A 13,621-nucleotide genomic window follows, 5' to 3' on the forward strand; every position below is an offset into this window, starting at 1 on the left:
GGGCGCGGCCCCGGCTTCGTATCCGTACGAGCCGGGGCCGCGCCCTTCGGCATGAGCGGCCATGCCCGGATAATGGGCCCAGATCCACCGCCGAGGAGCAAGCCATGTCACCCCCCGTCGTCCATTCGCTGCGCGAACAGATCCGCGAGCACATCCTCGAAGGGATCGTCAGCGGCCGCTGGCAGCCGGGCGAGCGGATCGTGGAGCGGCGGATCGCCGCCGAACTGCTCGTCAGCCAGACGCCCGTGCGCGAGGCGCTGCGGGAGCTGGAGTCGCTGCGGCTGATCGAATCCGCCCCCAACAAGGGCGTCCGCGTGCGGGATCTGACGGCCGCCGACCTCAAGGAGAGCTATCCCGTCCGGGCCGGCCTGGAGGCGGTGGCCGCCGAGCTCGCGGCCGGCGCCCTCGCCGAGGACGTCTCGGGGCTGGAGGCCGAGGTGGCCGCCCTGCGGACGGCCGACCTCGCGCACGACAGCGAGGCCCAGGCGCGGCACACCGTGGCCTTCCACCGCGAGATCGTGCGGGCCTCCGGGAACTCCGTGCTGCTCCACACCTGGGAGTCCCTGGGCATCGAGGTGTGGACGACCCTGTCGATCCGCTGGCTGAGCCCGGAGCCGCGGGCCCACGCGGAGGACCACGCGGCGATCGTCCGGGCGTTCCGGGAGCGGGATCCGGGCATCGGGGAGCTGCTGAAGCGGCATGTGCTGAGCTGCGCGCCGCAGATCTGATCTTCTTGGCCCGGACTTGGCCGACAGGGATTGATCGATCATCGATCAAAGGCGTATCGTCTCCGCTGGAGTCGCACCGCGCCGCCCTGTCCTGTGTCGCGGTACGGCTCAGGGGTGACGACAGGACCTCGCGCGCTCAATCCGCTGCCCTGGCTGGCACGCGGGTTCCTGTCGTCGCGCCCCGGCATGATGGGCGCATGCGCGCGGCCCGTCTGATCAAGCTCGTCCTGCTCCTCCAGTCCCGCCCGTCGATGACCGGCGGTGAACTGGCGCGCGAGCTGGAGGTCTCCGAGCGCACGGTCGCCCGGGACGTCACCGCGCTCTCCGAGGCCGGGGTGCCCGTGTACGCGGACCGCGGCCGGGCGGGGGGCTACCGCCTCGTCGGCGGCTACCGCACCCGGCTCACCGGCCTGGGCCGGGCCGAGGCCGAGGCCCTCTTCCTCTCCGGCGTGCCGGCCGCCCTGCGCGACATGGGGCTGGCGGACGCCGCGTCCGCCGCGCGCCTCAAGGTCGCCGCCGCGCTCGTCCCCGAGCTCAGCGACGCGCCGGTGAGCGCGGCCCAGCGCTTTCATCTGGACGCCCCCGCCTGGTGGCGCTCCGGCGACCCGCCCGAACTGCTGCCCGCCGTCGCCGACGCCGTCTGGGACGACCGTCGCGTGACGGCCCGCTACGCGCGGCGGGACGGGGAGGAGGTGGAGCGGGACCTGGAGCCTTACGGGTTGGTCCTCAAGGCGGGGGTCTGGTACGTGGCGGCTCGTGTCGAGGATGACTTCCGGGTCTACCGGGTGGACCGCTTCACGGCCGTGGCGGTCGGGGAGGCCCGCTTCCAGCGGTCCGAGTCCTTCGACCTGCCGGCTTTCTGGGAGGAGCGGGCGGCGGAGTTCGCCCGCTCGATCCTGCGGGACCGGGTGGAGGTGCGGCTGACGGCGGAGGGGGCGCGGCTGCTTCCGCACGTCACGGACCGGCGGGCGGCGGAGGAGGCGCTGGCGGGGGGCGCCGCCACCGTGACGCTTCCGGTGGAGTCCCTGGAGGTGGCGTACGCACAGCTGCTGGCGCTGGGGCCGGAGGTGGAGGTACTGGGGCCTCCCCCGCTACGAGCCCGCTTCGCGGAGGCGGCGGCGCGTATGGCGGCGGCTTATCTGTAGGTCGGGGGCGGGGTGGGGCGGACGGGCCCTTACGGGGCTGAGCTCTTCGCGGCCCCTGGTATCACGGTGCTGGTCGCCCCGCCCGTGTCACCAGCGGCGAAGAGCTCTTTACGCCCCTACCAGGGCCCATCCACCCCACCCCGCCCCCTCACGCCCGTTTGTGGGCAGGCGTTCCGCAGGGCGGAACGGGTGGGCACAAACCCACCCACCACCCCGCACCCACCCCACCCCGCCCGCCCCCTCGCCGGGGCAACCCGTGCCGGGCAATCGGGCGGGCGGGTGGGGGAGAACCGCGCCGTCAGGCGCGGGCGCCACCCACCGGGGTCAACCGGAAACGCCAACGGAACCCGCACGGGAGACAGGCGGCACCCCGAAGCCAACGGCGCCCTACCGGTAATCCTCCGCGGACGCGGTCACTCCCCCGAAGACCACATCCCGAAAGTACCCGTCGCAATCCGGCCGCGACCCGTCCACGTCAGTGAACCCGTACACCTTCGCCAGCTCCCCGCTCGAAACGGACCGCCCGTTCCAACGGGCCCGTTCCGGGTCGGAGGCCACCGCCGCGAGCGCCCGGCCCACAAACGCCGGCGACTCCGCGATCGCGAAATGCGGCTCCTTCCGGATCGCGTCCCGCCACGTCCCCTCCGTGACGCCGAAGTAGTCGAGCATCTCCTCGGACCGCAAAAAGCCCGGCGTCAGGCAGAGCGCCGTGCCGCCGTACTCCTTCAGTTCCTGGGCAAGCCCGAACGCCATCCGGATCGGGCCGTACTTGGCGAGGTCGAAGAAGAGATTGCCCCGGTAGGCCCGGTTGGACTCCTCCGTGCCGTCGGTGATCTCCACGAGCAGTCCCCCGGGCCGCCGGATCAGCAGGGGGGCGGCGAAGTGGCTGGTGATGGCGTGGGCGTCGAGGGAGAGGCGGAGCATGCGGAGGCCGTCCGCCAGCTTGACCTCCCACACCTTCTTGTCGAACTCGAGCAGGTGGTCCCCGCCCCAGACGTCGTTGACGAGGACGTCGAGGCGCCCGTGCTCCCTGTCGATGCGTTCGACCAGCGCCCGTACCCGCTCCGGCTCCAGGTGGTCGACCGGCACGGCGATACCCGTGCCGCCCGCCGCCGTCACCAGCTCCGCCGTCTCCTCGATGGTCTCGGGCCGGCCCACCTCGCTGCGCCGCTCGCGGGTGGTGCGCCCGGTCGCGTAGACGACGGCCCCGGCGCGCCCCAGCTCCACGGCCATGGCCCGCCCCGCGCCCCGGGTGGCCCCGGCGACCAGCGCCACCTTGCCGTCAAGGGGACGAACGGCGCTCTCCGCTGCAGTCACGACAACATGTCCTCTCACTCGTTCCGTGCGACGGACATGACGTTCGCACCGAAACCGGACACCTTGTGTCGGGTATCCGAAGGACATATCGCATCGCGGCATCACCCTCCCCGGTACTCGCCGATAACAACACGGCCGCATCCGAGCCCCTCCGGGTGCGTGGCCCCCCGGCAGGACCGATGCTGGAGCCGTGATGGACGAGACCGAGTTCTGGGAGCTGATGGACAGCACTCGTCAGGCCGCCGACGGGGACGCCGAGGAACAGGCCGATCTCCTGGTCGAGAGGCTGACGCAGCTCGACCCGGACGCCGTGCTGGACTTCGCCCGGCACTTCGAGGCGCGCTACAACCGCGCCTACCTCTGGGACCTGTGGGGGGCCGCCGCCGTCCTCCTCGACGGGGCGAGCGACGACGTGTTCGACTACTTCCGGTGCTGGCTGATCGGCCAGGGCCGGGAGGTCTTCGAGGGCGCGGTGCACGATCCGGACAGCCTGGCCGAGCTCCTGGACGACTTCGACGACGAGGTCGACGGGGACGGCGAGAGCCTCGGCTACGCCGCGGACGAGGCGTACGAGCAGCTGACCGGCGCGGAGACGCCGGACCTGGGCCTGCCGCCCCAGCCCCCCGAACCGGTGGGCGCCCCCTTCGACCTGGAGGACGAAGCCGTGCTGGCCGAACGCTTCCCCGCCCTCTGGGACCGCTTCCGGGAGTGACGATGCGCGTCGCGATCACCGGGTCGACCGGCCTCATCGGCTCGGCGCTGACCCGTTCGCTGGAACAGGACGGCCATGAGGTGGTGCGGCTCGTGCGCCGCGCTCCCCGGGGCCCCGGGGAGGCCGAGTGGGACCCCGGCCGCCAGTTCGTCGACCCCGCGAAACTGGCCGGCTGCGAGGCCGTCGTCCACCTCGCGGGCGCCGGAGTGGCGGCGCACCGCTGGACCGCCGCGTACAAGAAGGAGATCCGCGACAGCAGGGTGCACGGCACGGGGGCGCTCGCCGAGGCGCTGGCCTCCCTCGCCACCCCGCCCCGCGTGTTCCTCTCGGGCAGCGCGATCGGCTTCTACGGCGACACGGGCGACCGCCCGGTGAACGAGGACAGCCCGCCCGGCAGCGGTTTCCTCGCCGAGGTCTGCCGCGACTGGGAGGCCGCCGCGGGCACGGCGGCGGAAGCGGGCGTGCGGACGGTCCTGCTGCGCACCGGGATCGTCCTCTCCCGGCACGGCGGGGCGGCGGCGAAGCTGTTCCCGCTGTTCCGGGCGGGCCTCGGCGGCCGGCTCGGCGACGGCCACCAGTACTGGAGCTTCATCGCCCTGCGGGACCACGTCGCGGCCCTGCGGCACCTCCTGGACGCGGACGTCTCCGGCCCGGTGAACCTCACGGCGCCCCACCCGGCCACCAACCGGGAGGTGACCGAGGCGGTGGGGCGCGCGCTGAAGCGTCCGGCACTGCTGCCCGCGCCCGCTCCGGCGCTCAGGCTGGCCCTGGGCGAGATGGCCACGGAAGTGCTGGCCAGCTGCCGTGCCCTGCCCACCCGGCTGCTGGGCTCCGGTTTCCGCTTCGCCTGCCCGGACGTCGAGAGCGCCGTACGCGCGGCGCTGACCGACAGCTGACGCATCCGCTCCAAGCTTCAAGAACCCCGTCCGTGCGACCGCCGTGCGACCGTGCTCGCCCCGTGCGCGACTGTTATTGACCGGATTTCTCTCTACGGTCGAGGCGAACTCGCGCATTGCCGCCGCCCGTTGGGGGCATCAGGCCCCCAGCGAGCGGACCGACCCCGGGAGGGCACGTGCTCGACAGCGCACGCCACACCGCACACCACGCTGACGTCGTCATCGTGGGAGCCGGCCTGGCCGGCCTCTCCGCGGCTCAACAGCTCACCGCCGCGGGGGTGACGGTCACCGTCCTGGAGACGGCCCACCGCACCGGCGGCCGCATGACGACCGACAAGGCCGACGGGTTCCTGCTGGACCGCTCCGGCCAGCTGCTCAACACCTCCTTCCCGGAGCTGATCCGCACCCCGGGCCTGGAGGCGCTCAAGCTGCGCCCCTTCACCCCCGGGGTGCTGGTCCACGCCGACGGACGAAACCACCGCACCGGCGAACTCCGCGGCGCCAAGCGCGCCTTCACCACCGCCCGGGCCTTCGCGGCGGCCCGCGCGTCGCGGAGCGCCGGCCTCGATCAAGCGCGGCTCGGCGCGGCACTGGCCCGCCTGGCCGCGCTGCCCATCGACCGGATGCTGGCCCGGCCGGACCGTCCCACGTCGGCGACCCTCACCTCCCGGGGCCTGCCGACCCGCACGGTGGAGGGCTTCCTGCGCCCCCTGCTGACGTCCCTGCTCTCCGACCCGGACCTCACCACGTCCAGCCGCTGCGCCGACCTGGTGCTGCGCGGCTACGCGCGCGGCCGGCTCTGCCTGCCCGCCGGGGGCTCCGGCGTCATCCCCGAACTGATGGCCGCCCAGCTCCCGCCCGGCACGGTCCGCACGGGGGTGGAGGCCGTCTCCGTCGGCACGACGTCCGTGGGCACGGCCGGGCACGGCACGTTCACCTGTCGCTCCGTCATCGTGGCGACGGGCGCGAGGGCGGCGGCCGAACTGATCCCCGGCCTCCGGCTCCCCGATTTCCACCCGGTGACGGTCCTCCACCACACGGCCGACGAACCGCCCCTGCGCGACGCCTCGCTGATCCTCACCGGGACGTGCCGGGGGCCGGTGGCCCACACCACGGTCGCCAGCGAGGTGGACCCGGACCGGGCGCCGCTGGGCCGCACGCTCATCACCTCGACGGTCCTGGGCCCGTCGGCGGCGCGGCCGACGGCCGAACTGGACCGGCTGGCCCGCGAGCAGCTGGCCCACGTCTACGGCACGTCGACGTCGTCCTGGCGCCTCGTCGCCGCCCACCACGACCCGGACGCGGTCCCGGCCATGCCGGCCCCCCACGACGTCCGCCGCCAGGTCCGGCTGCTCTCGGGGCTCTACGTCTGCGGCGACCACCGCGACACCAGCACGGTCCAGGGCGCCCTCTTCTCCGGGCGCCGCGCCGCCCAGGCGGTCCTCCGCGACCTGGGCATCCGCCCGGGCCACGGCACCCCCGCCCTACGGGCGGCGTAGCCGTCCCCGGCCGCCCGCCTTGTGGGAGTGCCCGCGCCTTCGGCGCGGGTTCGCCCACCCCACCTCCGACGAGCGGCTCAGACCAGCCCGGCCACCTTCTCCCGATAACCCCGCACCGGCGCCGCGTCCCGATAGGGCTCCAGCCGCCGCTCGAAGTCCCGCACGTACTCCAGCGCCCGCACCGACCGCATCTCCGCCGCCGCCTGGGCCGCCTCCACCCCCAGCGCGCACGCCTGCTCCAGCTCGCCCAGCCCCAGCCGCGCCGACGCCAGCACCACCCGGCAGAACAGCCGCGACCGCGCGTACGCGGGCGACCGCAACTGCAGCGACCGCTCCGCGTGCTGCGCGGCAGCGCGGTACTGCTGCAGATCGCGGTGGCAGTGCGCGAATTCGTCCGCCAACTGCGCCTCGTCGAAGAACCGCACCCAGTACGGCACGTCGTCGCCCGCCCGCGAGCTCTCCAGGGCCCGTTCCGCCCGTGCCAGCGAGGCCGAGCACGCCCGTACCTCGCCGAGCACCCCGTGCCCCCGCGCCTCCACCGCGTGCAGCAGGGACTGCACGACGGGCGGCGCCCCGGACCCGACCCCCTGCTGAGCGACCCGCGCCAGCTGCACGGCCTCGCGCCCGTGCCCGAGATAGACGGCCTGCCGGCTCATGGTCACGAGCACATAGCTCCCGTACGCCCGGTCCCCGGCCGCCTGGGCGAGCCGCAACGCCTGGACGTAGTACCGCTGCGCGAGCCCGTGCGCGGCGATGTCGTAGGAGGTCCACCCGGCCAGCCGGGTGAGATCGGCGGCAGCGGCGAAAAGCCGCCGCCCGGTGGTCTCCCCGTACGTCCCGCGCAGCATGGGCTCGGTCTCGTGCTCGAGGTACCGCACCAGCGCCTGCCGGGCGTGCCCGCCCCCGTAGGCGTGGTCGATCGTGCGGAAGAGCTCGCCCACCGACCGCAGGGCCGCGATGTCGCCCATGGACACCCGCCCCCCCGGGAGCGCGCTCCGCGGCCCGCTGGCGCGGCAGCTGCCCGCCGCGCGCCTGGAGCGGCAGGCGCGCGCCCTCACTGGAGGGCGCGGGGCTCATGCCGCGCGCCACCCGTTCGTCCGCGCGCCCGATCAGCCAGTCGCGGCTCGGCACCACGAGCCCGGCCGGAGTGAACGCGATCTTCCGTAGTTCGGTGTGGCTCCCGGAGTCCTTGCGCCAGAGGCCGCTGACGATGTCGATGGCCTCCTCCGGCGAGGCGGCGAACTCCAGCCCGGCGTACACGGGCGCGCACGCGTCCAGCCCGAGGTCCTGGGCGGACAGCCGCCGCCCGAGCCGCCGGGTGAACACCTCGGCGATCAGCGCGGGCGTGGTCCCGCGCGGCTGCTGCCCGCGCAGCCACCGCGTGACGGACGTTTTGTCGTAGCGCAGGTCGAGGCCGTGTTCGAGCCCCAGCTGATCTACGCGGCGGGCCAGGCCCGCATTGGAAAAGCCGGCCTCCGCGATGAGCGCGGCGAGTTGACGGTTGGGGATGCGCTGTGGGGGTCGTTCCGTCATCAGCCTGCCGGTCTCCCTGATCTTTTGTTCCTGGAACGGCGTGAACTTAGCGGTCTTCCTCGCCCCGAAAGCCGCCTTCGCCCCGCATTCATCCGATCGTGTGAGGACAGGCCGAATACCCGGGAAGAGGCCCCCGAGCCCCCCGAGGCCGCCCCGGGGAAGATCGTCCGGACTCCGGCCGACTGCGGGGTCCGCCGGGCGCGGTCGTACAGTGGGCACGGGCGTGCGAGGCGCGACGGCACGCGGCGGGCCGCCCTCAAGACCACCAGACCGGGCCGGAACGGGTTCGGAACCGGTTCGAGGAGGAGCTGCCGTGAGTGAGCTGCGCTTTGTCCATCTGGGCTTCGGTGCGGACGCGGTCGAGTACCAGCAGGCATGGGACAAGCAGCGCGAGGTCCACGCGGCCCGCTTCGCGGACGAGATCCCCGACACCTGTCTGCTGCTGGAGCACCCGGCGGTCTACACGGCCGGACGGCGCACGGAGGACAGCGAGCGCCCCCTGGACGGCACCCCGGTCGTCGACGTCGACCGCGGCGGCAAGATCACCTGGCATGGGCCCGGTCAGCTCGTCGGCTACCCGATCCTCAAGCTGCCCCGCCCGGTGGACGTCATCGCGCACGTCCGCCGCCTGGAGGAGGCCCTGATCCGCGCCTGCGCCGAGCTCGGCCTGGAGACGACCCGGGTCGAGGGCCGCAGCGGCGTCTGGGTGCTGGGCGACCCCGTGAAGCGGCGCCCGGCCATCGGCGGCCTGAGCCTGGACTTCGACCCCCGGCTGACGGACGAGGAGTTCGACCCCCGCCTCAACGGCCCGGAGTACGCCCCGTCCAACGCGGGCCAGCGCCGCGAGGACCGCAAGCTGGCGGCGATCGGCATCCGGATCGCCAAGGGCGTCACGATGCACGGCTTCGCGATCAACTGTGATCCCGACAACACCTGGTTCGACCGGATCGTCCCGTGCGGCATCCGGGACGCGGGCGTGACGTCCCTGTCGAACGAGCTGGGCCGCCGGGTACCGGTGGCCGAGGTGGTGCCGCTGGTGGAGAAGCACCTGCGGGAGGTCCTGGCGGAGGAGGCCCCGAGCCCCCGAGCCGTGGAACCGGCCGCGGCGGGCTGAACGGAACCGAGCCCGCCGAGGAACCGAACCCGCCGAGCCGACGCGAGGCGGGGAATGCGCACCGGGATCCATCGGTTACCCAGGGCGCAGAATGAAGAGCACAGGAAATAACGGGCGTACCCTGGTGTCCGCCGAGGAATCGAAGTCATAGGGAGCCGGACGTGTCCGCTGTCGCACCCGACGGACGCAAGATGCTGCGCTTGGAGGTCCGGAACGCCCAGACCCCCATCGAGCGGAAGCCCGAGTGGATCAAGACCCGCGCGAAGATGGGCCCGGAGTACAAAGAGCTCCATGGCCTGGTGAAGCGCGAGGGCCTGCACACGGTGTGCCAGGAAGCCGGCTGCCCCAACATCTACGAATGCTGGGAGGACCGCGAGGCCACGTTCCTCATCGGCGGCGACCAGTGCACCCGGCGCTGTGACTTCTGCCAGATCGACACCGGCAAGCCGCAGGCGCTCGACCGCGACGAGCCCCGTCGCGTGGGCGAGTCCGTGGTCGCGATGGACCTGAACTACGCCACGATCACCGGCGTCGCCCGCGACGACCTCGAGGACGGCGGCGCCTGGCTGTACGCCGAGACCGTGCGCCAGATCCACGCGCAGACGGCGGGCCGCGAGGCGGGCCACACCAAGGTCGAGCTGCTCGCGCCCGACTTCAACGCGGTGCCGGAGCTGCTCCAGCAGGTCTTCGAGTCCCGCCCCGAGGTCTTCGCCCACAACGTGGAGACCGTCCCGCGGATCTTCAAGCGCATCCGCCCGGGCTTCCGCTACGAGCGTTCGCTCAAGGTCATCACCGACGCGCGCGACTACGGTCTGGTGACGAAGTCCAACCTGATCCTCGGCATGGGCGAGACCCGCGAGGAGATCAGCGAGGCCCTCCAGGACCTCCACGACGCGGGCTGCGATCTCATCACGATCACCCAGTACCTGCGCCCGTCGGTGCGCCACCACCCGGTGGAGCGCTGGGTGAAGCCGCAGGAGTTCGTGGAGCTCAAGGAGGAGGCCGAGGAGATCGGCTTCGCGGGTGTCATGTCGGGCCCGCTCGTCCGCTCCTCGTACCGGGCGGGTCGCCTCCACCAGCAGGCGATCGAGAAGCGCGAGGCGGCCGCTTCGACCCAGGCGGTCTGACCGACGCCCGACCGGCGGTCTGCCCCGTTCGGCCCTGCTGCGGACCCTGACGCGGCCCGTACCGTTCCTTGCGAAAGCAAGCGAACGGTACGGGCCGCGTCAACGTTTCATAGGTGTTTGACCAAGAGGTCATGCGTTGGTAACACCATTCGGTGACGATGGAACCACGCACAGCAGTGCGACACCCTCCACGCAACCGAATTCTTCCGCTCCCGAGGGGACATCGACATGCAGGCCGCGCCCGGTAACGCAGTCTTGGCGACCGCCACACGCGCCTCCTCCGCTCTGCCGTCCACGCTCTCCGTACGGCCCCCGTCCGTCACCGGGGCCCTGCGCGCGCTGGAACGGCTGCTGATGCGCGGTGGCCAGCGCACCGCACGGCGCAACGCGTGGACCGCCGTGCTGGAGGACCGCCGCCGCGCCAAGGACCGGCGGGAGGCCCAGCACGTGCTGGAGGCCGTGGCGGCCCCCGGCCCGCGGGCGACGTAAACTGCGCCGTATGGCGAGGAAGGAAACATCCGAGAACCCCGGGCGACTGAAGCAGATCGCCCAGACCTACAAGATGACCAAGAAGGTCGACTCGAAGGTCGGTCTTGTCGTCGCGGCTGTGGGCATTGTCACCTTCGGTGTACTCCTTGCCATCGGCTTCTGGCTCGACCACCCGGTCTACCTGGGCATCCTCGGCTTCCTGCTGGCCTTCCTCGCGATGGCGATCGTCTTCGGACGCCGCGCCGAGCGCGCTGCCTTCGGGCAGATGGAGGGCCAGCCGGGAGCCGCCGCAGCGGTCCTGGAGAACATCCGCCGCGGCGGCTGGACGACGACGCCCGCGGTCGCGATGAACCGCAGCCAGGACGTCGTCCACCGGGCCGTCGGCAAGGCGGGCATCGTGCTGGTCGGCGAGGGCAACCCGAACCGGGTGAAGACCCTGCTGGCCGCCGAGAAGAAGCGCATGTCGCGCATCGTCGGGGACGTGCCGGTGCACGACATCGTCGTGGGCGAGGGCGAGGGCCAGGTGCCTCTGAAGAAGCTGCACACCACCCTGCTCAAGCTGCCGCGCGTGCTGCCGGGCGCGAAGGTGACGGCCGTCAACGACCGTCTCCGGGCGCTGGGCGACCTCATGAGCAACATGCCGATCCCGAAGGGTCCTATCCCGGGCAAGGGCATGAGGATGCCGAAGGGCCGCTGACCGCACAGATACGACCGCATACGAATGGGGGCGGCCGGAACCGAAAGGTTCCGGCCGCCCCCATTCGTATGTATTCAGATCCGAATTCGTATGTGCCCAGATCCGAACTTGATCAGATCCGAACCTGAACGGCCCGGGCGAGCCGGTCGTGCAGACCACGCGTGTCGCGGTCCCAGATGACGGCGGGGATGACGAGCAGGAGCAGCACGCTGCGCAGCAGCACCCGCGGCAGGGTCAGCCGCGTGCCGTCCTCGGAGATGACGCGCAGCCCGAGGAGGCGCTTGCCGGGGGTGCAGCCGACCGTGCCGACGGTGAGCAGGCTGAGCACGAGGAAGATCAGCAGGGCCCAGTTGCCGGCGCGCTGCTGGTTCCCCTGGGCGAGGAACGCGTAGGCGATGAGCATGCACAGCGCCCAGTCGATGACCAGGGCGCCGAACCGCCGCCCGATCGGGGCGACGGAGCCCGGCCCGCTCGCCGGCAGGCCGAGGCGCTCACCCCGGTGGCCGAATTCGATGCCCATGTCCTCCGCGGCCGCGCGGGGCCCGGAGAGCCATGATCCGATTGCTTGCCTATTGTCCACCCGTCCACGGTACTGGGCCCGCATACGTTTCCCGGGTCCCGGGTCCCCGCTCCCGGGCCCCGGAGCGGGCCCACTACCCGGCGTACCCCACAAGACCGCCACCAGACCGGTTAACCTCGGCGAAACAGATGGGTCATCCTTGAGAAATCCCGTCTCTCTAGGGTCGGCGGCAGCGCGTCCATGCGGTACACGCGCCACCGAAGCAATCCCCGACCGCGAGCGGCCGGGCTAGGAGGACTTGGATGTTCCAGAACGCCGACGAGGCCAAGAAGTTCATCTCGGATGAGGACGTCAAGTTCGTCGACGTCCGCTTCTGCGACCTGCCGGGCGTGATGCAGCACTTCACGATCCCGGCCTCGGTGTTCGACCCCGACGAGGAGCTGGCCTTCGACGGCTCCTCGATCCGCGGCTTCCAGGCCATCCACGAGTCGGACATGGCGCTGCGCGCGGACCTCTCCACGGCCCGTATGGACCCGTTCCGCCGCGACAAGACGCTGAACATCAACTTCTTCATCCACGACCCGATCACGGGTGAGCAGTACAGCCGCGACCCGCGCAACATCGCCAAGAAGGCCGAGGCCTACCTCGCCTCCACCGGCATCGCGGACACCGCGTACTTCGGCCCCGAGGCCGAGTTCTACGTCTTCGACAGCGTCCGCTTCGAGACCAGCGCGAACCAGTCCTTCTACCACATCGACTCCGAGGCGGGCGCCTGGAACACCGGTGCGCTGGAGGACAACCGCGGCTACAAGGTCCGCTACAAGGGCGGCTACTTCCCGGCCCCGCCGGTCGACCACTTCGCCGACCTGCGCGCCGAGATCTCCCTGGAGCTGGACAAGGCCGGCCTGCAGGTCGAGCGCCAGCACCACGAGGTCGGCACCGCCGGCCAGGCGGAGATCAACTACAAGTTCAACACGCTGCTCGCCGCCGCCGACGACCTGATGCTCTTCAAGTACATCGTGAAGAACGTCGCCTGGCGCAACGGCAAGACCGCGACCTTCATGCCCAAGCCGATCTTCGGTGACAACGGCTCCGGCATGCACGTCCACCAGTCGCTGTGGAGCAACGGCGAGCCGCTCTTCTACGACGAGCAGGGCTACGCGGGCCTCTCGGACACCGCCCGCTACTACATCGGCGGCATCCTCAAGCACGCCCCGTCGCTGCTGGCCTTCACCAACCCCACGGTGAACTCCTACCACCGCCTGGTCCCCGGCTTCGAGGCCCCGGTCAACCTGGTCTACTCGCAGCGCAACCGCTCCGCCGCGATGCGCATCCCGATCACGGGCTCCAACCCGAAGGCCAAGCGCGTCGAGTTCCGCGCCCCGGACCCGTCCTCGAACCCCTACCTCGCCTTCTCGGCCCTCCTCCTGGCCGGCCTCGACGGCGTCAAGAACAAGATCGAGCCGGCCGAGCCGATCGACAAGGACCTCTACGAGCTCGCCCCCGACGAGCACGCCAACGTCCCCCAGGTCCCGACCTCCCTCCCGGCCGTCCTCGAGGCCCTGGAGCAGGACAACGAGTACCTCCAGGCCGGTGGCGTCTTCACCTCCGACCTGATCGAGACCTGGATCGACTACAAGCGCACCAACGAGATCGCCCCGATCCAGCTGCGCCCGCACCCGCACGAGTTCGAGATGTACTTCGACATCTAAGAACCGCCGCGACACAGCACAGGCCGTCGGCCGCGTCTTCCCGGAAGGGAAGACGCGGCCGACGGCCTTTTTCGCTCGCCTGTCACATTCCTTCCTCGCCGTACGTCATGTCGGCGAAGGCCACGGAAGAAC

The 13,621-nt window shown here is 71.8% G+C and carries 12 protein-coding genes and 1 pseudogene; 10 read left to right on the forward strand and 3 right to left on the reverse strand.

The genetic code is table 11. The annotated features are described in order from the left end of the window. Nucleotides 1–104 precede the first annotated feature (104 nt). Both IE096_RS14095 and IE096_RS14100 read left to right on the forward strand, forming a co-directional pair. Nucleotides 105–728, forward strand: coding sequence for a GntR family transcriptional regulator (locus tag IE096_RS14095; RefSeq protein WP_189451811.1), 624 nt, complete (start codon nt 105–107; stop codon nt 726–728). Between the two features lie 197 nt (nt 729–925). Continuing rightward, entirely contained in the window at nt 926–1,873 is a 948-nt protein-coding gene (locus IE096_RS14100) for a helix-turn-helix transcriptional regulator (protein ID WP_189451812.1), read from the forward strand. 387 nt (nt 1,874–2,260) lie between these two features. On the opposite strand, the gene IE096_RS14105 is transcribed toward IE096_RS14100, so the two are convergent. Then, the gene (locus IE096_RS14105; protein WP_229820177.1) at nt 2,261–3,190 is read right to left on the reverse strand and encodes an SDR family oxidoreductase; all 930 of its coding nucleotides are present in this window, start codon (nt 3,188–3,190) and stop codon (nt 2,261–2,263) included. A 193-nt stretch (nt 3,191–3,383) separates the two neighbouring features. On the opposite strand from IE096_RS14105, the gene IE096_RS14110 reads away from it, so the two are divergent. The 3 genes from IE096_RS14110 to IE096_RS14120 all read left to right on the forward strand — a co-directional run bounded on the left by IE096_RS14110 (nt 3,384) and on the right by IE096_RS14120 (nt 6,297). After that, the gene (locus IE096_RS14110) at nt 3,384–3,902 is read left to right on the forward strand and encodes a DUF4240 domain-containing protein (RefSeq protein ID WP_189451813.1); all 519 of its coding nucleotides are present in this window, start codon (nt 3,384–3,386) and stop codon (nt 3,900–3,902) included. Between the two features lie 2 nt (nt 3,903–3,904). Next, the gene (locus tag IE096_RS14115) at nt 3,905–4,798 is read left to right on the forward strand and encodes a TIGR01777 family oxidoreductase (protein WP_189451814.1); all 894 of its coding nucleotides are present in this window, start codon (nt 3,905–3,907) and stop codon (nt 4,796–4,798) included. A 176-nt stretch (nt 4,799–4,974) separates the two neighbouring features. Next, a complete protein-coding gene (locus tag IE096_RS14120) occupies nt 4,975–6,297 on the forward strand; it encodes an NAD(P)/FAD-dependent oxidoreductase (protein ID WP_189451815.1) in 1,323 nt (440 codons plus the stop codon). Nucleotides 6,298–6,374: 77 nt separating this feature from the next. On the opposite strand, the pseudogene IE096_RS14125 reads toward IE096_RS14120, so the two are convergent. After that, nucleotides 6,375–7,830: pseudogene (locus IE096_RS14125) on the reverse strand (NsdA family TPR-like regulatory protein). 313 nt (nt 7,831–8,143) lie between these two features. Between IE096_RS14125 and lipB the strand changes: the two are divergent. From lipB to IE096_RS14145, 4 genes are all read left to right on the forward strand, one after another. Continuing rightward, nucleotides 8,144–8,944 carry a lipoyl(octanoyl) transferase LipB gene (lipB, locus tag IE096_RS14130; protein WP_189451816.1) on the forward strand — a complete coding sequence of 267 codons (801 nt, stop codon included), beginning with the start codon at nt 8,144–8,146 and terminating at the stop codon, nt 8,942–8,944. A 161-nt stretch (nt 8,945–9,105) separates the two neighbouring features. Next, nucleotides 9,106–10,071: a lipoyl synthase gene (gene lipA / locus IE096_RS14135; RefSeq protein ID WP_126913818.1), complete on the forward strand. Its 966-nt coding sequence runs from the start codon at nt 9,106–9,108 to the stop codon at nt 10,069–10,071. Between the two features lie 228 nt (nt 10,072–10,299). Then, nucleotides 10,300–10,560 (forward strand): SCO2195 family GlnR-regulated protein, encoded by a 261-nt coding sequence (locus IE096_RS14140; RefSeq protein WP_229820178.1) that lies wholly within the window; start codon nt 10,300–10,302, stop codon nt 10,558–10,560. 10 nt (nt 10,561–10,570) lie between these two features. Further along, nucleotides 10,571–11,257 (forward strand): DUF4191 domain-containing protein, encoded by a 687-nt coding sequence (locus tag IE096_RS14145; protein WP_189451817.1) that lies wholly within the window; start codon nt 10,571–10,573, stop codon nt 11,255–11,257. Nucleotides 11,258–11,369: 112 nt separating this feature from the next. Here the strand turns inward: IE096_RS14145 and IE096_RS14150 are convergent, their stop codons facing one another. Beyond that, nucleotides 11,370–11,837: an RDD family protein gene (locus IE096_RS14150; RefSeq protein ID WP_189451818.1), complete on the reverse strand. Its 468-nt coding sequence runs from the start codon at nt 11,835–11,837 to the stop codon at nt 11,370–11,372. A gap of 242 nt (nt 11,838–12,079) precedes the next feature. Between IE096_RS14150 and glnA the strand changes: the two genes are divergently transcribed. After that, a complete protein-coding gene (glnA, locus tag IE096_RS14155; protein ID WP_189451819.1) occupies nt 12,080–13,489 on the forward strand; it encodes a type I glutamate--ammonia ligase in 1,410 nt (469 codons plus the stop codon). Nucleotides 13,490–13,621 lie beyond the last annotated feature (132 nt).

Origin of the sequence: Streptomyces abikoensis, assembly GCF_014648775.1 — a bacterium.
Lineage (GTDB): Bacteria > Actinomycetota > Actinomycetes > Streptomycetales > Streptomycetaceae > Streptomyces > Streptomyces abikoensis.

Bases quoted from the DNA above. Each gene is read 5' to 3' on its own strand.
- IE096_RS14095 (WP_189451811.1), top strand. From the start codon at position 105: ATGTCACCCCCCGTCGTCCATTCGCTGCGCGAACAGATCCGCGAGCAC.
- IE096_RS14100 (WP_189451812.1), top strand. From the start codon at position 926: ATGCGCGCGGCCCGTCTGATCAAGCTCGTCCTGCTCCTCCAGTCCCGC.
- IE096_RS14110 (WP_189451813.1), top strand. From the start codon at position 3,384: ATGGACGAGACCGAGTTCTGGGAGCTGATGGACAGCACTCGTCAGGCC.
- IE096_RS14115 (WP_189451814.1), top strand. From the start codon at position 3,905: ATGCGCGTCGCGATCACCGGGTCGACCGGCCTCATCGGCTCGGCGCTG.
- IE096_RS14140 (WP_229820178.1), top strand. From the start codon at position 10,300: ATGCAGGCCGCGCCCGGTAACGCAGTCTTGGCGACCGCCACACGCGCC.
- IE096_RS14145 (WP_189451817.1), top strand. From the start codon at position 10,571: ATGGCGAGGAAGGAAACATCCGAGAACCCCGGGCGACTGAAGCAGATC.
- glnA (WP_189451819.1), top strand. From the start codon at position 12,080: ATGTTCCAGAACGCCGACGAGGCCAAGAAGTTCATCTCGGATGAGGAC.